The sequence below is a fragment of the Marisediminicola senii genome, assembly GCF_011057645.1.
GTDB classification, from domain to species: domain Bacteria; phylum Actinomycetota; class Actinomycetes; order Actinomycetales; family Microbacteriaceae; genus Marisediminicola; species Marisediminicola senii.
In genome coordinates this window covers 1-18,092 of the sequence record NZ_JAALGE010000032.1, presented here as the reverse complement: position 1 = coordinate 18,092, position 18,092 = coordinate 1, and the positions used below count along the sequence as shown (strand labels likewise).

Below are 18,092 nucleotides of genomic sequence, written 5' to 3'. Positions count from 1 at the left end.
GTAACGCCGCCTCGGCCCGCTACGCGGCAGGCGTCAGGAACTCTTCCCACTCCGGCGATGCCGGACCGACGCCGCGCACCATCCAGGTGGTGCCGTGCGGTGGCTTGGGGCGCACCCGGAGGGTCCAGCCCATCTCGCCTGGCGTGCGGTCGCCCTTGATGTTGTTGCATTTGAGGCAGCACGCGACGAGGTTCTCCCACGAGTCGGCGCCCCCGCGCGAGCGCGGCAGCACGTGGTCGATCGTGGTCGCCGTGATACCGCAGTACGCGCAGCGCTGGCCGTCGCGGCGCAGCACCCCGCGGCGACTCACCGGCACGAGGCGGTTCGACGGAATGCGCACGTATCTCCGCAGCAGGATGACCGACGGCCGATCCCACGCATCGTGCAGTCCGAAGACGGGGTGATCCGCGTCAGCGGCGATGATCGTGGCCTTGCCGTTCATCACGAGCACGAGCGCTCGCTTCCACGACACCACGGCCAGGGGCTCGAACCCCGCATTGAGAACCAGCGTGCGCATGCTCATCCAATCGACTCATCCCTGCACGGCTTGCAGGGATTCGAAGCGTTCCCGGGGTATCACGTCGTCGGTCGGGGCGAACAGGCAAACAAAAAGGCACCGTCTGAGAAGACGATGCCTAGTTGACGTGGGCGCAGAACTGCACGCCCTGACTGCTGTGCCGTATCAAGAACAGCGCGCTCGCATCCACGGATTGAATGCGGCGACTGGGTGACATCGGCTCTCCGAACCTCTGGTGGACTCCAAGAGCATCAGAATAACCCACAAACCCGCGCGCCCTGCCCGTGCGGCACGCGCTGTAACCCGGAGTTCACCGGCGAGTGGATGCTAGATGCCGACGTACACGTGAATGGCCACCTCATTGGGCAGCTCGAGGCCGCCCTCATGACCATCGACCTCCACGAGCACGTACGAGCCGGTGGAGGTGAACTGGGCCTTCGCGCCGGGCATGACGCCGGCCGCGCGCAGCTGCTCGAGCAGCTCGCTCTCGTACTGCACCGGCTCGCCGAGCCGGCGGATGGTGCCCTTAACCGGGCCGACAGCGCCGTGCACGAGGGTGACGATGTTGACGACGCCGTCGGAGAACTTGGCTGCCGCGTGCAGGCCGAGTTCGTCGAGCCCGGGAATCGGGTTGCCGTATGGCGAGTGCGTCGGCTGGTCGAGCATCTCGATGATGCGGCGCTCCACCGATTCGCTCATCACGTGCTCCCAGCGACAGGCCTCCTCGTGCACGAGTGCCCAGTCGAGGCCGATCACATCGGCGAGCAGGCGCTCCGCGAGGCGGTGCTTGCGCATCACGTGCACGGCCTTGGCGCGACCGTCGACGGTCAGTTCGAGGTGGCGGTCGCCCTCGACGACGACGAGGCCGTCGCGTTCCATGCGGCCGACGGTCTGCGAGACGGTGGGGCCGGAGTGCCCGAGGCGTTCGCTGATGCGCGCGCGCAGGGGAACGATGTTCTCTTCTTCGAGCTCGAAGATGGTGCGCAGATACATCTCAGTGGTGTCAATGAGATCGGTCATCGAGCCCTCTCTGGTGCATCAGCCATCACAGGTAACCCTAACCTGCCACGCTCCCCCCGCATTCCTTCTGTGCACGGGGCGGGCGCCCTGGCCGCGAGTGCGGCCGTCGCTAGAATCGCTGCATGCCCACGCTCGAGATTCCCACCGACCTGCTGCCCGCCGACGGACGATTCGGATGCGGCCCGTCGAAGGTGCGCCCGGAGCAGCTCGCACACCTCACGGGAGCCGCGGCATCCATTCTCGGCACCTCGCACCGGCAGGCGCCGGTGAAGAACCTCGTGAAGCGCGTGCAGGAGGGCCTCGGCGGGCTGTTCCGCCTGCCCGACGGCTATGAGGTCGTGCTCGGCGACGGCGGATCGACGGCGTTCTGGGATGCCGCCGCGTATTCGCTGATCGGCACCCGCAGCCAGAACCTCACTTTCGGCGAGTTCGGCTCGAAGTTCGCCGCCGCAGCCGCCGCCCCGTTCCTCGAGGCACCGGACGTAATCTCCTCCCCCGCCGGATCGCGCAGCGAGGTGCGGGTCACCCCAGGCATCGACGTGTACGCGTGGCCGCACAACGAGACCTCGACCGGCGTGATGGCACCCGTCACCCGGGTGAACGGTGACGCGGGCGCGCTGACCGTGGTCGACGCGACCAGCGCTGCCGGAGGCGTCGACATCGACGCATCGCAGGCCGACGTCTACTACTTCGCGCCGCAGAAGAACTTCGCCTCCGACGGCGGACTGTGGTTCGCCCTGTTCTCGCCCGCCGCGCTCGAGCGCGTCGAGACCATCGCTGCCGGCAACCGCTACATTCCCGAGTTCCTCAGCCTCAAGAACGCCGTCGACAACTCCCGCCTCAACCAGACCCTCAACACCCCGGCGCTCGCGACCCTCCTCATGCTGGAGAACCAGGTGGACTGGATCAACGGCAACGGCGGACTGGCGTGGGCGGATGCCCGCACTCGCGAATCCTCGTCGGCCCTCTACGACTGGGCGGCGACGGTCGACTACGCGACGCCGTTCGTCGAGAACCCGGAGCACCGCTCGCAGGTCGTCGTGACGATCGACTTCGACGACGCGATCGATGCGGCATCCATCGCCAAGACCCTGCGCGTAAACGGCATCGTCGACACCGACCCCTACCGCAAGCTGGGCCGCAACCAGCTGCGCATCGCGACATTCGTGGCCATCGAGCCGGACGACGTGCGCCAGCTCATCCGGTCGATCGAGTTCGTGGTCGAGAACTCCTGACCATGCGGCTCTGGCTCAGGGGTTCCGAGAGGCGTCCCGACCCCGCACCGATGCGCACCGACGACCGCAAGGCGGTGCTGCTCGGTACAGCGGCGTGGCTCGTGGTGCTGCTCTGCCTACTGCTCTTTGGTGGATTCCTCGTCGACGCCGGACAGCGCTGGTGGCTCGTCACCTGCGCCATCGGTGTCGGACTCGGCGTTCTCGGTCTCGTCTACACCCAGCGGCGCCGCTGAAGCCGCTGGCGCGTCCTCGAGCACCGCTGGCTCGCCCGCGTCGTCTGCCGCGGTCTCCGCGACCTCGGTGACGATGGCCTCGTCGTCGGGATCGGTGGATTCGTCGTCGGCGGCGTCGGGGTCCACGAGCACGTCGATGTCCACACCGTCGAGGTCGCCGGCGTGCAACAGCGACGGAGCGTCGTCGGAGTCATCGTCGTCATCGGACTCGTCGTCATCGTCATCGTCGTCGTCGGACTCGTCGTCTTCATCGTCGGACTCGTCCTCATCGGAGTCGTCGTCACCGTCGGAGGACTCGTCATCCTCGTCGTCGGCTGCGTCCTCTTCCTGCGCGATCTGGTACTCGGCGAGGCGATCGACCCACGGCACCCAGGCCGGGGAGAGGATCGCGGTGTCACCGGGGGTGAGCTCGGTCTCGAGCACCGACGGCGCGAAACCGTCGACGTGCGCGATGCTCGCGGTCCAGCGCCATCCGGGATACCCCGCCATGAGCGCGTCGAAGTAGACGGAGATCACGCCGTCGCCCTCGTCGATGAATCCCTGGGGAACCCCGATGGTCTCGACCGGGGTGATCTCCTCGAGGGCGGCGCGAGCGATCGCGAGGTCTTCGGTGGTCATCTCCTGCTCGCGGGCCGCGACCGGCTCGGCGGGCGCGTCATCGACGGCAGCGGCGGGGGCAGCGTCATCGCCCGTCGTCGGGGCGTCGTCGTCGGCGACCTCATCGACCAGGTCGGAGGCGTCGGAACTCATGGCGTCGTCGGCGATGTCCGTCGCCTCGGCCACGTCGTCGCTGTCACCCGTCGACGGAGCCTCGACATCGGCCGCCTCGGCGACGAGGTCTGCAGCGTCGGAGTCGGTCGCGTCGTCGGCGATCTCGTTCGCGTCGGCGACGTCGGACTGCGGGGTCGCGTCGCGCTCAGGCATCCAATTCTTCCGCGACCTTGCGCAGCATCGCCGCGATCTTCTTGCCGTGGCTGGAGTCGGGGTAGCGCCCACGCTTGAGGTTGGAGCCGATACCGTCGAGCAGCTTGACGAGATCTTCGACGATGATCGCCATGTCGTCGGCGGGCTTGCGGCTGAGCTTCGCGAGGCTCGGCGGAGCCTCCAGAACGCGCACCGACAGCGCCTGGGCGCCGCGCTTGCCATCGGCGATGCCGAACTCGAGCTTGGTTCCAGCCTTGACCGTGGTGCCGGCGGCGAGCGCAGAGGCGTGCAGGAAGACCTCGGAACCGTCATCAGAGGTGATGAAGCCGAATCCCTTGTCCTCGTCGTAGAACTTGACCTTGCCGGTGGGCATGGCGAAACCTCTTTCTCGTCGCGTGCAGCCCTTAGCCTAAGCGCTAGCCCATGCCCTTAGTCTTGGGGATGTGGCAAACATGACCCCGGAGTCCCCGAACCGCGTCGAGCGCATCCTCGCCGCGATGATGCTCGCAACGGTGGGGCTCTCGATCGTCTCGTTCCTCGCGATCATCTTCGGAACGCTGTCGGGAATGGGCAGCGCAGACTTCGCCGTCGGAGCCTGGCCCGCCGTGGCCGTATTGCCATATTTCGGCCTTCCGTTGGCCATGATCCTGCTTGTCCTCATGCTCGTCCTCAACATGCGCCGTCGCGCCCGCGACGCGGCTGCAGCACGTAAGGGTCGGTGAATCCTTCGGGACACGGCATGACTGACTATCGCGCAAGGATGCGCTCATGAGCGACACGCTGTCCCTGGCGACCAGGCTGCGCAACCTCGACGACGCCGAACTGGCAGCCGCCGTGCGGGAGCGCGAGCTGCGCGTCGGCTCGGTCAAGGACTTCTTCGACCTCGCCGATGCCCTCCTCGACCGGGCATCCATCCAGCAGAGACTGTGCCGCCTCGACCGCGGAACCCTCACGACGATCGCCGCGATCGCCGAACTCGGGCGCGACACCGAGGGGGCGACGGTGCAGGATGTCGCGACATTCCTCGCCTCGCGTGGAGCGCACCCCAGCCTTGACGACATCACCGCCCAGGCGCACCGCGCGGTCGGGCTGCTGTTCGCCGAGACGGCCTCCGACCGGTTCGCGGTCTACGAGAGCGTCGCCGAGCAGCTGCGCTCGTGGCCGGCGTTCGGGCTGCCGGGCCTCGCCGACCTCGCGGCATCCCTCGCACCGCCGGTGGCCCTCACGTCGCGGTCCGCCGATCCCCGTTTCGTGGACAAGGTCGCGGCCGAACGCGCATTCACGGCCACCTCCGCCGTCGCCGAGATGCTGCTGCAGCTCGAGCGCGAACCCGCAAGGGAGCTCGCCAAGGGCGGGATCGCCCTCCCCGACTCGAAGCGCCTCGCGAACGCGATGTCGGTCGACCTCGAGAGCGTGCCCCGCCTCATCACCATCGCCGACCACGCGGGCCTCGTCGCCCGGGAATCGGGCTCGTGGCTCATCACCGACGCCGGCGGCAGCTGGCTGCTCGACTCCTCGGGCGCCCGCTGGAGCACCCTCGCCAACGGCTGGCTCGTGCGCCTGCCCGCCGACATCCTCGCCGTGCTCGGCGACCACGACGCCGCGTTCTGGGGCGACGAGTTCCGGCAGTTCGTCGCCTGGCTCTACCCCGCGGGCGGCGAGTGGATGGACGACCGGGTCGCCGCGCACACCCGCGCCGCAGAGCTGCTCGGCATCACGGCGAACTCTGCCCCGTCGACCCCCGGCCGCGCGCTCATCCTGCATGGACCGGATGCTGCGGCGAACGCCATGCAGCCGTTGCTGCCACCGGAGGTGGAGCAGGTCTACCTCCAGCACGACCTCTCGATCGTGGCGCCTGGCCCACTCACGCCGCGCGTCGACTATCGACTGCGGTCGCTGGCCGAGGTCGAGAGCCGCGCGCTGGCGTCGAGCTACCGGGTCTCCACCGCGAGCATGAACCGCGCGATGGCATCGGGCGAGACGGCCGACACGGTGCGGGAGTTCCTCGGCCGCATCTCGCTGACCGGAATACCCCAGCCCCTCGACTACCTCATCGCCGAGGCATCCGCCCGCTATGGCCTGCTGCGCGCCGGCGAGATCACCGACCAGTCCGGCAGCCACGGCGGCACCGATGACGACGACCGGGCCGCCCGCAGCTACCTGCGCAGCGACGACTCCCAGCTGCTCGGAACCGTGCTCGTCGACCAGAACCTCTCGACCCTCGGCTTCACCAGGGTCGACCACCACCGGCTCGTGAGCCGAGTGCCGTTCGACTCGATGTTCTGGGTCGTGAGCGATGCGCGCTACCCGGTGGCCGCAGAGGATGCCGGCGGCCAGATCGTCGCGCTACTGCGGCGGCGCCACGCGCGGCAGAAGACCGCCGCGAGCACCGACCCGGTCGACGCGATGATCGAGCGGTTGCGTATCGCGGTGGCCGCCGATGACGATGAACCGGCGGATGCCTGGCTGCTGCGACAGCTCGACTCGGCGATCAAGGCCAAGGTGGCCCTCACCGTGAGCGTCATCATGCCGAACGGGTCGGTCGTCGATTACCAACTCGAGCCCACCAGCGTCGCCGGGGGCAGGCTGCGCGCCCGCGACCGCCGCTCCGACATCGAGCGCACCCTGCCGATGACGAGCATCTCTGCCGTCGCCCCCGCCGCCGATTAGCTCGGGGGCGTAGGCCGGCTACCGCCGTGGACCGGGCCCCGCCGTGTCGTCGAACCGGGGCCCCACCGGCGGGCCGTCCAGCTGGCGCGGTTAGACTTCCGGGGTGAATTCCGCCGGAACTACCCCTGCCGCGCACGAGCCCGGACCCCTGATCGTGCAGAGCGATCGCACCGTGCTGCTCGAGGTCGCGCACCCGCAGGCCGAAGACGCCCGCCACGACATCGCGGTGTTCGCCGAACTCGAACGCGCCCCCGAGCACATGCACACCTACCGCATCACGCGCCTCGGGCTGTGGAATGCACGCGCGGCCGGCCACACCGCCGACGACATGATCGCGGCGCTCGAGCGGTACTCCAAGTTCCCCATCCCCCAGGGCGTGCTCGTCGACATCGTCGAGACGGTCGGCCGCTACGGGCGGCTGGTCATCGAGCGCGACGACGACGGCGTACTCACCCTCACCGCCACTGACACCGCCGTGCTCGCCGAGATCTCGCGCGCGAAGAAGGTCGCCGGCCTGCTGTTCGAGAAGCGCGGCGAGCACACCTTCGTCATCCAGCAGTGGGCCCGCGGCGAGCTCAAGCAGGAGCTGCTCAAGCTCGGCTGGCCGGCCGAGGACCTCGCCGGGTACACCCCGGGCACCCCGCACGAGATCGACCTCGACTCCACGGGCGGCTTCGCCCTGCGCGAGTATCAGAACGACGCGGTCAGCAGCTTCTTCGAGCACGGGTCGGGTGTCGTCGTCCTCCCCTGCGGCGCGGGCAAGACCCTGGTCGGAGCCGGCGCGATGGCGACCGCGAAGACCACCACCCTCATCCTGGTGACCAACATCGTCTCAGCCCACCAGTGGAGGGCAGAACTGCTCCGGCGCACCACCCTCACCGAAGACGACATCGGCGAGTACTCCGGCAGCGCCAAGGAGGTTCGACCGGTCACCATCGCGACGTACCAGATCCTCACCGCGCGGCGGAAGGGCGAATATGCGCACCTCGCGCTGCTCGACGCGCTGGACTGGGGCCTCGTGATCTACGACGAGGTGCACCTGCTGCCCGCGCCCGTCTTCAAGCTCACCGCCGACCTGCAGGCGCGCCGGCGCCTCGGCCTCACCGCCACCCTGGTGCGCGAAGACGGCCGCGAGGGCGACGTGTTCAGCCTCATCGGCCCCAAGCGGTTCGATGCCCCGTGGAAGGAGATCGAGGCCCAGGGCTTCATCTCACCCGCGTCGTGCTTCGAGGTGCGCGTCGACCTGCCCCAGAGCGAGAGACTCGAGTACGCGGCATCCGCCGACGACATCCGCTACCGCCTCGCTGCCACCGCCCCCGCCAAGCTCGACGTCGTGAAGCAGCTCATCGAGAAGCACGACGGGGAGCGCATCCTCGTGATCGGCCAGTACCTCGACCAGATCGAGCAGCTCGCCGAGGCCCTCGATGCCCCGCAGCTCACCGGATCGACGCCCGTCGCCGAGCGGGAGCGGCTGTACCAGTCGTTCCGCGACGGCGAGACGAAGATCCTGGTGGTGTCGAAGGTCGCCAACTTCTCGATCGACCTGCCGGAGGCCACCGTCGCCATCCAGGTCTCCGGGTCGTTCGGCTCGCGGCAGGAAGAGGCGCAGCGCCTCGGCCGGCTGCTGCGCCCCAAGGAGTCCGGCCTGCCGGCGAACTTCTACACCCTCGTCGCCCGCGACACTGTCGACCAGGACTTCGCGCAGAACCGCCAGCGGTTCCTCGCCGAGCAGGGGTACAGCTACACAATCCTCGACTCGCACACGCTCGACGCCGCTGCCGCGTAGGCGAGCACACCGGCCGCGCACAGCAGGCGTTCAGAAGACGCGCAGATACTAAGGTCATGAGCGACGGCCCCAAGATCCTTATTGTCGATGACGAACCCAACATCCGCGACCTCCTGACCACCAGCCTTCGATTCGCCGGTTTCGCCGTGCGGGCCGTCGGAAACGGAGCCCAGGCGATCTCGGCGGTGCTCGAAGAAGAGCCCGACCTGATCATCCTCGACGTGATGCTCCCCGACATGAATGGCTTCGGCGTGACCAAGCGCCTCCGCTCCTCTGGGTACACCTCGCCGATCCTGTTCCTCACGGCGAAGGACGACACCGAAGACAAGATCACCGGCCTCACGGTCGGCGGCGACGACTACGTGACCAAGCCGTTCAGCCTGGATGAGATCGTCGCCCGCATCAAGGCGATCCTGCGTCGCACGATGGCCGAAGAGGAAGACGCGATCATCCGCACCGGTGAGCTCACCATGGACCAGGACACGCACGAGGTGACCATCGGGTCGGAGCAGATCGAACTGAGCCCCACCGAGTTCAAGCTGCTGCGTTACCTGATGCTGAACCCCAACCGGGTGCTCTCGAAGGCGCAAATCCTCGACCACGTGTGGGAGTACGACTTCAACGGAGACGCCGGCATCGTCGAGAGCTACATCTCCTACCTCCGCCGCAAACTCGACCAGTACTCCGCCGAGCCCGTCATCCAGACCAAGCGCGGCTTCGGCTACATGCTGAAGGCATCCCGCAGCTAGCACGCGACAGTGTCTGACCAGCATCAGGCGCTAGCGTGGGTTCCCTGATGCCCGATCCCCTCACCAGGCGCTGGAACTCCGTTTCACTGCGCACCAAGATCACGACCGTGACCGTGCTGCTGGTGACCCTCGGGCTCCTGGTGGCTGGCGTCGGCACCATGACCGTGCTGCGCAACTACCTCCTCGACGAGGTGGACGCCAAAATCGCCGCGACCGCCGTCTCGCTGGAGGGCCAGCGCGATACCTGCGAGACCTCCGGCCCCAACGACTACTTCATCGCCGTCGTCGATTCCGAGGGTGCCTTGGTCTGCACCAATGAGCACCAGGACCCGCCGCCGGTCGTCTCCGAGGTCACCGCCGACGACATCCGCAACTCCACCGGCGAGGCGTTCACCCTCTGGGACTCGACGCGCACCACGCAGTGGCGCGTCGTCGTCGTGCCCGCGATGGACGTCGACAGCGGCGCCCCGCTCGGCCTGATCGTCGGGCTCAACCTCAACGACACGAACCAGATCATCAGCCGTTACGCCGGCATCTTCCTCGGCTTCGGGTTGTCGGTGGTGCTGCTCGGCTACGCCCTGACACGCCTGCTCGTGACATCGACCTTCGCTCCCCTCCGACAGGTCGAAGCGACGGCCGCCGCGATCGCCGAGGGCAATTTCAGTGAACGGATGCCGGGTGCCACACCCAACACCGAAGTGGGCCGACTCAATGGCTCCCTCAACACCATGCTGGTGCGCATCGACAAGGCACTGGGCGACCGCGCCAAGACCATCGAGCAGATGCGGCGCTTCGTGGGCGACGCCAGCCACGAACTGCGCACCCCGCTGGTGTCGGTGCGCGGCTACGCCGAGCTGTACCGCATGGGCGCACTGACCAAGCCGGAAGACGTGGCGCAGGCCATGCAGCGAATCGAGAAAGAGGCCATCCGCATGGGCGGGCTGGTCGAGGACCTACTGGAGCTCGCCCGCATCGACGAGGCGAAGCCCGTGACGCGCACCCCGGTCGACCTGGTTCCGATCGCCTACGACGCGGCGCTCGACACCATGGCCTCCTCCCCCGACCGCACGGTGAGCGTCGTGTTCACCGAACCGGAGCCGCTCCCCGACAGCACCGACCTCGACGACGAGATCGACGACGACGAGTTGGTGCAAGCCGGCCGCAGCGGCGGTTCGGGTGCCCGGCGCATGGCGTTCGCGAGTTCGCAGCTGAACCGGCTGCGGTCGAGGCGCATGCGCCCGGTCAGCGACGACGTGGCTGAGCAGACCGCACCGGTGCGCGGCCACGTCACGTCGATGGACACGCCCGCGATCGTGCTGGGCGAGGAGAACAAGATCCGGCAGGTGGTGACCAACCTGCTCGGCAACGCCATACGGTTCACGCCCGCCGGCAGCCCGATCGAGATCGGCGTGAGCGTCGACCTCGCGGAACGCGTGGCGCTGCTCGACATCGTCGACCATGGCGAGGGCATTCCGCAGCAGATCCGCGACAAGATCTTCCAGAGGTTCTGGCGGGCCGACACGTCGCGCACCCGCGAGACCGGCGGCAGCGGGCTCGGACTCGCGATCGTTTCCGGTATCGTCGCGGCCCACGACGGGTCGGTGGACGTGCTCGAAACGCCGGGCGGTGGAGCGACCTTCCGCGTGGTGCTTCCGCTCCTCCCCGATGGCTGGGTCGCCCCGCCGTCCCCCGCCCCGCGCTAGGCCGCCCAGCCCGCGCGGCGCCTCCCTACCGTGGTGGCGGGGTCGGAAGCATCCGGCTCTCCCAGACATACCCGGAGGCATCAATGACCCGATACCAGGTCGACAGCGAGGCAGTCTTCTCTGCGGTGGGCGCCGTGCGCTCGTCGATGGACCGGATCCAGGCAGAGGTGGGCGGCCTGCACGGCCAGCTCGTGAACCTGCAGCAGTCGTGGACGGGGCAGGCGGCCTCGGCATTCCAGGGCGTGGTTACCGACTGGCGGACAACCCAGCAGCGGGTGGAGGAGAGCCTGGCGTCGATCAACCTCGCGCTCGGCCAGGCCGCGCAGCAGTACGACGATATCGAGCAGCAGAACGCCCGGCTGTTCCTGCGGTAGTGGGGTCCCGACCCGCGGCGCGTGTCCCACGCTCGCGCGTTAACCGCCACAGGGGCGGCTCCCGGAGGAACCGCCCCTGTGCTGGTCTTGCTGCGTGCTGGTATTGCTGCGTTCTGGTATTGCTGCGTGCTGGTGTTGCTGGTATCGCCTGTGGTGCTGGTGGGACTTAGAAGTCCATGCCACCCGTGGGGTCGCCGGCCGGGGCCGGGTTCTTCTCGGGCTTGTCGGCGACGACGGCCTCGGTGGTGAGGAACAGGCCGGCGATCGACGCTGCGTTCAGCAGCGCGGAACGGGTGACCTTCACCGGGTCGTTGATTCCCGCGGTGAGCATGTCGACATACTCGCCGGTCGCGGCGTTGAGGCCGTGTCCGACCGGGAGGTTGCGAACCTTGTCGGCGACGACGCCGGGCTCGAGGCCCGCGTTGAGCGCGATCTGCTTGAGCGGAGCGTCGACGGCGACGCGAACGATGTTCGCACCGGTCGCTTCGTCTCCGACGAGGCCGGTGAGGGCGTCGCTCTCGAATGCGATCTTGCCGGCCTGGATGAGCGCGACGCCACCACCGGCAACGATGCCCTCCTCGACGGCGGCCTTCGCGTTGCGAACGGCGTCTTCGATGCGGTGCTTGCGCTCCTTGAGCTCGACCTCGGTTGCGGCTCCGGCCTTGATGACGGCAACGCCACCGGCGAGCTTCGCGAGGCGCTCCTGGAGCTTCTCGCGGTCGTAGTCGGAGTCGGTGTTGTCGATCTCGGCTCGGATCTGCTTGACGCGTCCGGCGATGGCGTCGGCTTCGCCGGCTCCCTCGACGATCGTGGTCTCGTCCTTGGTGATGACGACCTTGCGGGCGCGTCCCAGGAGGTCGAGGGTGGCGTTCTCGAGCTTGAGTCCGACCTCCTCGGAGATGACCTGTCCACCGGTGAGGATGGCGATGTCCTGCAGCTGGGCCTTGCGACGGTCTCCGAAGCCGGGAGCCTTGACGGCGACCGACTTGAAGATGCCGCGGATCTTGTTGACGACGAGGGTCGCGAGGGCTTCGCCGTCGACGTCCTCGGCGATGATGAGGAGCTGCTTGCCCGACTGGATCACCTTGTCGACGATCGGCAGGAGGTCCTTGATGTTGGAGATCTTGCCGTTGACGATGAGCACGTAGGCGTCTTCAAAGACGGCTTCCTGGCGCTCGGGGTCGGTGACGAAGTACGCCGACAGGTAACCCTTGTCGAAGCGCATTCCCTCGGTGAGCTCGAGCTCGGTTCCGAAGGTATTCGACTCCTCGACGGTGACGACGCCTTCCTTGCCGACCTTGTCGATGGCCTCGGCGATCAGGGCGCCGATCTCGGGGTCCCCGGCGGAGATGGACGCGGTGGCGGCGATCTCTTCCTTGGTCTCGATTTCCTTGGCTCCGGTGACGAGGGCTTCGATCACTGCGGTGACGGCCTTCTCGATGCCGCGCTTCAGGGTGATGGGGTCGGCGCCGGCTGCGACGTTGCGCAGTCCCTCGCGGACCAGCGCCTGGGCGAGCACGACCGACGTGGTCGTTCCGTCTCCGGCGACGTCATCGGTCTTCTTGGCGACCTCCTTGACGAGCTCGGCGCCGATCTTCTCGTACGGGTCGTCGAGTTCGATCTCCTTGGCGATCGAGACACCGTCGTTCGTGATGGTGGGGGCGCCCCACTTCTTCTCGAGTACGACGTTGCGACCGCGGGGTCCAAGCGTGACCTTGACGGCATCGGCGAGAATGTTCAGGCCGCGCTCGAGGCCACGACGGGCCTCTTCGTTGAAAGCAATGATCTTTGCCATGGGGGTTTTTCGTCCTTCCGGGACGTCAGTAACTCTGCAAAACGGTTGGCACTCCTCATGAAGGAGTGCCAGACGATTCTGGCACTCTGCCCCAGAGAGTGCAAGCGAGCGGCGCGCGGGCGGCGGCCAACCGGCGGGCGCGGAGTCGGCTGGCCGCTACGCGCCGGGCGCGTAGTCCGCGCCGAGCAGAACGACGAGCGGTGACTGCGGGTAATCCGTCGACTGGCGGATGTCCCCGACGCCGAGGCTCTCGACGAGCGCGAGGGCGGCGGCTTCGTTGGCGGCGTCGGAATAGTAGACGACCGTGGTCTCGATGTCCGACGCGTCGGCGTTGGCGCGGTTGCCGACGCCGATGGCCGCACCCTCCCAGCCCTCCTCGACGAGGCGGTCGCCCGCGCTGCCTGCGAGGCCCGAGGTCGACGTGCCGTTCAGTACCGTGATCGGGATCGTGGCGTCGAGCCGCGGCTCGACGGTCTCCTCCGCCGGCTCCTCCGATGCCTCGGCGGAAGGGGACGTCGCGGTATCGCCCGACGGCAGGTCGAAATTGATGGAGTTGGTGAACAGCACCAGCGCGACGACCCCGATGGCCACCAGGATGCCCGTGGCCAGCGCCGCCCAGGCGAAAGCGATCCACCCGCGGCCCTTGGCGGGCGGGGCACGGTGCGCGCCGATGCGGGCGATGTCGTCGGGCAGGGTGTCGAACCGGTCGGGCGGGTATGAAGTCGGCATGGGCTGGAGTGGTCCTAGTCGTCGTGTCGCGTCTGGCTGCTTCTGCCGCTGCCGCCCTGCGGCCGGGAACGCGGGCCCACTCGCGAGTGTCGCAGGCGTTGGAGCCGCTTCACGAGCATCGGGTCGTGCCTGACGGCCGCGGGAGTGTCGATCAGCGCATTCAACACTTGATAGTAGCGGGCGGCCGAGATCGCGAATCTCTGGCGGATCGCCTCCTCCTTCGCGCCCGATTGCACGGGCCAGGAGTACTCGAACTCGAGGATGGCGGCGTCGCGTTCGCTGAGGGTCGACGCGTGGGGACGGGGTCTGTTCTCCGAGGAGTCGCCCGATTCGGCATGCTCGCTCACGGTCGCTCCCCTCTGGTCGGGGCAAGCATAGGACTGGAGCGGTGGGAAACCGTGCCGCAACGCGGGCGGCGCAGGGCTCAGGCGGCGCGAGGCTCAGGGCAGTGCAGGACTCAGGCGGTGCGTGCCTCGGAAACCGTCGACGCGGCGATGCGGCCGGCCGGCCGGTACATCGTCACGTGCGGAATACCTGCTTCGATGAAATCGTCGCCGTCGACCGCGAACCCGTACCGACCGTAGAGTCCGGTCACATAGGTCTGCGCGTGCAATACGAACGCGACATCGAGATGTGCCCTGAGCGCCTCCTCGATGAGCAGCTGCGCGAGCCCCTCTCCCCGTCGGTCCTCCCGAACGACGACACGGCCGATGATGTGACGCGCGTCGAGGTGGGAAGGAACGTCGTCGACGAGCACCCGCAGGTACGCAGCCGTGCCCGCGGCATCCATCACCCACAGGTGTATGGTCGACGGTTCCTGGTCGCGGTTGTCGAGTTCTTCTTCGTCGACCTTCTGCTCCACGAAGAACACGTCGGTACGGAGCTTGAGGAACGCGTAGAGCTCGTCGACGGAGAGTTCGCTCCACGTCCTGGATTGCACGGAACAATTCGTCACGGTCGCGAGTTTAAGGTGTGACTGGATGTATCCACGAAAGGAACTGGCATGACGATCGATTCAACTGGACCCACCGTGAGCAAGACCAACGAGGAGTGGCGCGCCGAGCTCGATGCCGACCGCTACGCGGTTCTCCGCGAGTCTGCGACGGAGCGTCCGTGGTCGGGTGAGCTTCTCGACGAGGAGCGCGCCGGTACCTTCTCCTGCGCCGCCTGTGGCGCGACGCTGTTCCCCAGCGGAACCAAGTTCGACTCCGGATGCGGCTGGCCCAGCTTCTACGACGCCACCCCCGACGCCGTCACCCTGATCGCCGACCGCAGTCTCGGCATGGTGCGCACCGAAGTCCGCTGCGCCGCCTGCGACTCGCACCTTGGGCACCTCTTCGACGACGCCCCGCAGACGCCGACCGGCGACCGGTACTGCATGAACTCCCTCTCGCTCAAGTTCACTCCCGCCGCGGCGTGACGAGCGCCCTCGACGCGGCGCACCGCCGACGGTCGCGCTCCAGCGTGACCCCGGCGGCGCCGAGTCGGGCCGAACTGCTCCCCCTCGTCGCTGCCGCTGCGACGGTCGCCGACCACGGGTCGCTGCGCCCGTGCCGGCTCATCGAACTGCGCGGCGACGCGCGACACCGGCTCGGTGCGGCGCTCGCGGCAGCCGCGGGCGCCGACGGCCCCGCCGCGGAGAAGCTCGCGGGCAAGCCGCTGCGCGCCGAACTGCTGATCGCGGTGGTCGCGATCTCGCGGCCGAGTGTCAAGGTGCACGACTGGGAGCAGGAGGCCGTGGCATCCGGCGTCGCCCACATGCTGAGCCTGCTGCTCGACGAGGCCGGGTGGGGCGTGATGTGGCGCAGCGGGCCCATGACCCGCAGCGCCGACGTGCATCGCATGCACGAGCTGGCCGAGAACGAACGCCTGCTCGGGTGGCTCTACGTCGGTGGGGTCGATGAGGCCGCCCGCAAGGATCGCGTGCGGCCGATCGACCCGGAACAGTTCCTCACCGCGATCTGACCCGCCGGGCCCGTAGGTCTGGGTCGTGCGCCCCCACCGGTTATCGCCGGTGCACGGACCGCGGATAGCATTGCGAGTGCGTTCTCCGAGCGTGTCCGCCCCCTTAGCTCAGTTGGCCAGAGCACCGCTCTTGTAAAGCGGGGGTCGTCGGTTCGAATCCGACAGGGGGCTCTGCAAAAGTTGCTGGTCAGGTCCTATTTGGCTCGGGCGCTTTTTCGACCGGGCGTGCGTGGTGGCAACGTTTTGGCAACATCTGTTTTCAGAATGGCCTGATCGAGCGCCACTGAGACTGCATCGAGGTCAGTGTCGAAGAGGTCTGAATAGACGTCGAGGGTGATCGCGGCGGACGCATGGCCGAGCATTCGTTGCACGGCTTTGACGTTAGCTCCCGCGCTGATGGCCAGGCTTGCAGCGGTGTGCCGCAGTTCGTGTGGTGTCAAGCCGTCGACGCCGACCTTCGCTGCTGCGGCATCAAACCACCCCCGTCGAAACGTGCGTCCTCGGAGCCATCCGCCGGTGCGGGCGCCGCCAAATACCGGTTCCCCGGGCTCTTTCGCAGCAATGTGGACCTTCAACTCAGCGAGCACTGACGCCGGGACGGGGATAGACCGTGCCTCGTAGTTCTTGGGCTGCGACTCGAGCTGCACGCCGTCGAGTTCGATCACGGTGTGCTGCACCTCGAGACGTCCGCGGTTGAAGTCGATGTCCATCACGCGCAGACCCGATAGTTCGCCCCAGCGCAGTCCGCAGTAGGCGAGTACGCGAACAAGCAGTCCGTAGCCGTTCAACTCCCCCACGAACCGGCCATCGCCTTCCGCGTCAACGGCTTTTGCTAGGTCGAGGACTTGCCGGTGGGTGAGGTAGCGCCGGGCGGCTTTGATGCTCTTGGGCAGGTTGAGCTTGTGTGCGGGGTTCGCGGGAAGTCGTCCGTCGTTGACAGCCATCTGCAGGCTGCCGGACAGCACGTTGACTATCTTGCGCACGCTTGCCGGAGACTGGGTCTTAGAAAGGCTTCCGGCCCATTCCTGCACCGTTTTGTGGTCGAGCGCGCCGAGCGGGTACTGGCCGAGGCTGGGCTTGATGTGAGTAGCGATAATGCCGCGCGCGCGCTCGCGCGACGTTGGTCGCCAGTCGGAGCGGCTGGCCGTCCACGAGTCGAGCCAGTCAGCCGTGAGCACCCGTGACTTGGATGGGTCGACGTAGGCGCCCCGATTTTTGTCGAGTTCGATGCGGGCCAGGAATAGTTCAGCATCACGTTTGGTCGTGAATCCGCGCTTCTGTGTCTGCAGGTGGTCGGGGCGTCGGTACAGCACCCTATAGCGCCTACCGGCCGCGGTTTGGTACGCCGCAATGCTCCCCATATTTGCCTCTGAGTGCAGTAGCTCTGGACTTTGACACCGTCAGATTAGACCTTCGACGGGCATGAGCGGTGCGGCCCGCCGTTGTCGAGTTCACGCATAGGAGCCATGCGTGCGCTCACCGGGGAGATGAGTCGGGAGACCCGTCGGGCATCGCAGGCATTGCCAATCCAGCTCGACGATCCCTCAGTCGCATAACCTCGCCGAGCAAATGGACCGCCTGAAACGGCAACCAAATCGCGAGGTCCTTTCTCGGACTCATGAGCTCTGTGGAGTGACCATCATCGTCAACCCGGAGCGTGCGGCGTTCCAATAGCCCCCTGTAGGCCCAAGGTCGGCCGTGCGCGAACCCTGACGCAACAGACCACAGGAAGTTCACGTCGATAGTCGTGAACTCCGCGCACTCGGTTATGGGTTTCGTGGCCTTGTAACCCGACCGCGCAGCGTCAGCGTCTATCTTCCGGCGAGTAGCAACTTCGTAGATCTTCTCAAGGTGACGCTTGGGGGCGTCTCCAACGAGGTGGCCCACCGTCTTTTGCTCGTCGTGGTAGTTGCGTGCGTGCCACCGCAAAACCCTCTCGACACGACGGTCTCGACTGTGACGCCCGTCTGGTCCCAGGATCCATAGTGCGGTTGCCGCATTTTCCAACGCAGCACGCGCAAGCGTGGAACCGACCGCGAGGTGCTCCGCCTCGGCGTCCGCGAGCAGAACCCTAATACCGTCGAGTTGATCGACAGAGGCGTTAATCAAGTGGCGAATTGCATGGGAAACCTCGAACGGGTGGGATGCCTTGTCGTCGCCACTCAACGAACTGGCACCCTCAACTGCAAAGTCGTCAGGGTCGGCCACACGTAGGACCAACTTGTTCACCACTCCTGCGAATTCGAGCCACTTAGCCCGAATGGCATCGGTCAAGTCCCCGGTGGTGGTGTAGCGGTGTCCTTCGGTTTGGGGGTTAGGCGCTGAGTCCGAGGGCGGGTTCGGTGGTCACCTCGGTTCCGGTGTCGGGGACGAGGGTGAGGCGGGATCTGGC

The 18,092-nt window shown here is 67.3% G+C and carries 19 protein-coding genes, 1 tRNA gene and 1 pseudogene; 11 read left to right on the top strand and 10 right to left on the bottom strand.

Annotation, left to right across the window (positions count from 1 at the left end; genetic code table 11):
* Positions 1–19: 19 nt before the first annotated feature.
* Positions 20–517, bottom strand: a complete 498-nt coding sequence (locus G5S38_RS10590) for an HNH endonuclease (RefSeq protein WP_165068328.1) — start codon at positions 515–517, stop codon at positions 20–22.
* A 327-nt stretch (positions 518–844) separates the two neighbouring features.
* Positions 845–1,537 carry a metal-dependent transcriptional regulator gene (locus G5S38_RS10585; protein WP_165068280.1) on the bottom strand — a complete coding sequence of 231 codons (693 nt, stop codon included), beginning with the start codon at positions 1,535–1,537 and terminating at the stop codon, positions 845–847.
* Between the two features lie 122 nt (positions 1,538–1,659).
* On the opposite strand from G5S38_RS10585, the gene serC reads away from it, so the two are divergent.
* A complete protein-coding gene (gene serC, locus G5S38_RS10580) occupies positions 1,660–2,772 on the top strand; it encodes a phosphoserine transaminase (RefSeq protein WP_165068278.1) in 1,113 nt (370 codons plus the stop codon).
* A gap of 2 nt (positions 2,773–2,774) precedes the next feature.
* Positions 2,775–2,936 (top strand): annotated as a pseudogene (locus tag G5S38_RS15685) (DUF2530 domain-containing protein); the annotation flags it as partial.
* Here G5S38_RS15685 and G5S38_RS10570 read toward each other — a convergent pair.
* On the bottom strand, positions 2,889–3,623 hold the full coding sequence (locus tag G5S38_RS10570; RefSeq protein ID WP_268921071.1) for a DUF3027 domain-containing protein: 735 nt from the start codon (positions 3,621–3,623) through the stop codon (positions 2,889–2,891). The pseudogene G5S38_RS15685 and the gene G5S38_RS10570 overlap by 48 nt on opposite strands.
* Positions 3,624–3,921: 298 nt before the next feature.
* On the bottom strand, positions 3,922–4,302 hold the full coding sequence (locus G5S38_RS10565; RefSeq protein WP_165068273.1) for a cold-shock protein: 381 nt from the start codon (positions 4,300–4,302) through the stop codon (positions 3,922–3,924).
* A gap of 70 nt (positions 4,303–4,372) precedes the next feature.
* Between G5S38_RS10565 and G5S38_RS10560 the strand changes: the two genes are divergently transcribed.
* The 6 genes from G5S38_RS10560 to G5S38_RS10535 all read left to right on the top strand — a co-directional run bounded on the left by G5S38_RS10560 (position 4,373) and on the right by G5S38_RS10535 (position 11,211).
* Positions 4,373–4,651 carry a multidrug ABC transporter ATPase gene (locus G5S38_RS10560; RefSeq protein WP_165068271.1) on the top strand — a complete coding sequence of 93 codons (279 nt, stop codon included), beginning with the start codon at positions 4,373–4,375 and terminating at the stop codon, positions 4,649–4,651.
* Positions 4,652–4,697: 46 nt separating this feature from the next.
* A complete protein-coding gene (locus tag G5S38_RS10555) occupies positions 4,698–6,599 on the top strand; it encodes a helicase-associated domain-containing protein (RefSeq protein ID WP_165068268.1) in 1,902 nt (633 codons plus the stop codon).
* 103 nt (positions 6,600–6,702) lie between these two features.
* Positions 6,703–8,385, top strand: a complete 1,683-nt coding sequence (locus G5S38_RS10550) for a DNA repair helicase XPB (RefSeq protein ID WP_165068265.1) — start codon at positions 6,703–6,705, stop codon at positions 8,383–8,385.
* 56 nt (positions 8,386–8,441) lie between these two features.
* Positions 8,442–9,134, top strand: coding sequence for a response regulator transcription factor (locus tag G5S38_RS10545; RefSeq protein ID WP_165068263.1), 693 nt, complete (start codon positions 8,442–8,444; stop codon positions 9,132–9,134).
* Positions 9,135–9,181: 47 nt separating this feature from the next.
* Positions 9,182–10,837, top strand: coding sequence for a sensor histidine kinase (locus G5S38_RS10540; RefSeq protein WP_165068260.1), 1,656 nt, complete (start codon positions 9,182–9,184; stop codon positions 10,835–10,837).
* A gap of 83 nt (positions 10,838–10,920) precedes the next feature.
* Positions 10,921–11,211, top strand: coding sequence for a WXG100 family type VII secretion target (locus G5S38_RS10535; RefSeq protein ID WP_165068258.1), 291 nt, complete (start codon positions 10,921–10,923; stop codon positions 11,209–11,211).
* A gap of 166 nt (positions 11,212–11,377) precedes the next feature.
* Here the strand turns inward: G5S38_RS10535 and groL are convergent, their stop codons facing one another.
* From groL to G5S38_RS10515, 4 genes are all read right to left on the bottom strand, one after another.
* Positions 11,378–13,006 carry a chaperonin GroEL gene (gene groL, locus G5S38_RS10530; protein WP_165068256.1) on the bottom strand — a complete coding sequence of 543 codons (1,629 nt, stop codon included), beginning with the start codon at positions 13,004–13,006 and terminating at the stop codon, positions 11,378–11,380.
* A 156-nt stretch (positions 13,007–13,162) separates the two neighbouring features.
* Positions 13,163–13,735 carry a LytR C-terminal domain-containing protein gene (locus G5S38_RS10525; RefSeq protein WP_165068253.1) on the bottom strand — a complete coding sequence of 191 codons (573 nt, stop codon included), beginning with the start codon at positions 13,733–13,735 and terminating at the stop codon, positions 13,163–13,165.
* Positions 13,736–13,749: 14 nt separating this feature from the next.
* Entirely contained in the window at positions 13,750–14,082 is a 333-nt protein-coding gene (locus G5S38_RS10520; protein ID WP_165068251.1) for a DUF3263 domain-containing protein, read from the bottom strand.
* A gap of 110 nt (positions 14,083–14,192) precedes the next feature.
* Positions 14,193–14,690, bottom strand: coding sequence for a GNAT family N-acetyltransferase (locus G5S38_RS10515; protein WP_235929012.1), 498 nt, complete (start codon positions 14,688–14,690; stop codon positions 14,193–14,195).
* A 48-nt stretch (positions 14,691–14,738) separates the two neighbouring features.
* On the opposite strand from G5S38_RS10515, the gene msrB reads away from it, so the two are divergent.
* The 3 genes from msrB to G5S38_RS10500 all read left to right on the top strand — a co-directional run bounded on the left by msrB (position 14,739) and on the right by G5S38_RS10500 (position 15,871).
* Positions 14,739–15,155: a peptide-methionine (R)-S-oxide reductase MsrB gene (gene msrB, locus G5S38_RS10510; RefSeq protein ID WP_165068249.1), complete on the top strand. Its 417-nt coding sequence runs from the start codon at positions 14,739–14,741 to the stop codon at positions 15,153–15,155.
* The gene (locus G5S38_RS10505) at positions 15,152–15,700 is read left to right on the top strand and encodes a nitroreductase family protein (RefSeq protein WP_165068246.1); all 549 of its coding nucleotides are present in this window, start codon (positions 15,152–15,154) and stop codon (positions 15,698–15,700) included. Before msrB ends, G5S38_RS10505 begins: the two co-directional genes overlap by 4 nt.
* A 97-nt stretch (positions 15,701–15,797) precedes the next feature.
* Positions 15,798–15,871: transfer RNA gene (locus tag G5S38_RS10500), tRNA-Thr, on the top strand.
* A gap of 23 nt (positions 15,872–15,894) precedes the next feature.
* On the opposite strand, the gene G5S38_RS10495 is transcribed toward G5S38_RS10500, so the two are convergent.
* Positions 15,895–17,013 carry a tyrosine-type recombinase/integrase gene (locus G5S38_RS10495; protein ID WP_165068244.1) on the bottom strand — a complete coding sequence of 373 codons (1,119 nt, stop codon included), beginning with the start codon at positions 17,011–17,013 and terminating at the stop codon, positions 15,895–15,897.
* Between the two features lie 163 nt (positions 17,014–17,176).
* The gene (locus G5S38_RS10490; RefSeq protein WP_165068241.1) at positions 17,177–17,974 is read right to left on the bottom strand and encodes a hypothetical protein; all 798 of its coding nucleotides are present in this window, start codon (positions 17,972–17,974) and stop codon (positions 17,177–17,179) included.
* Between the last annotated feature and the right edge of the window lie 118 nt (positions 17,975–18,092).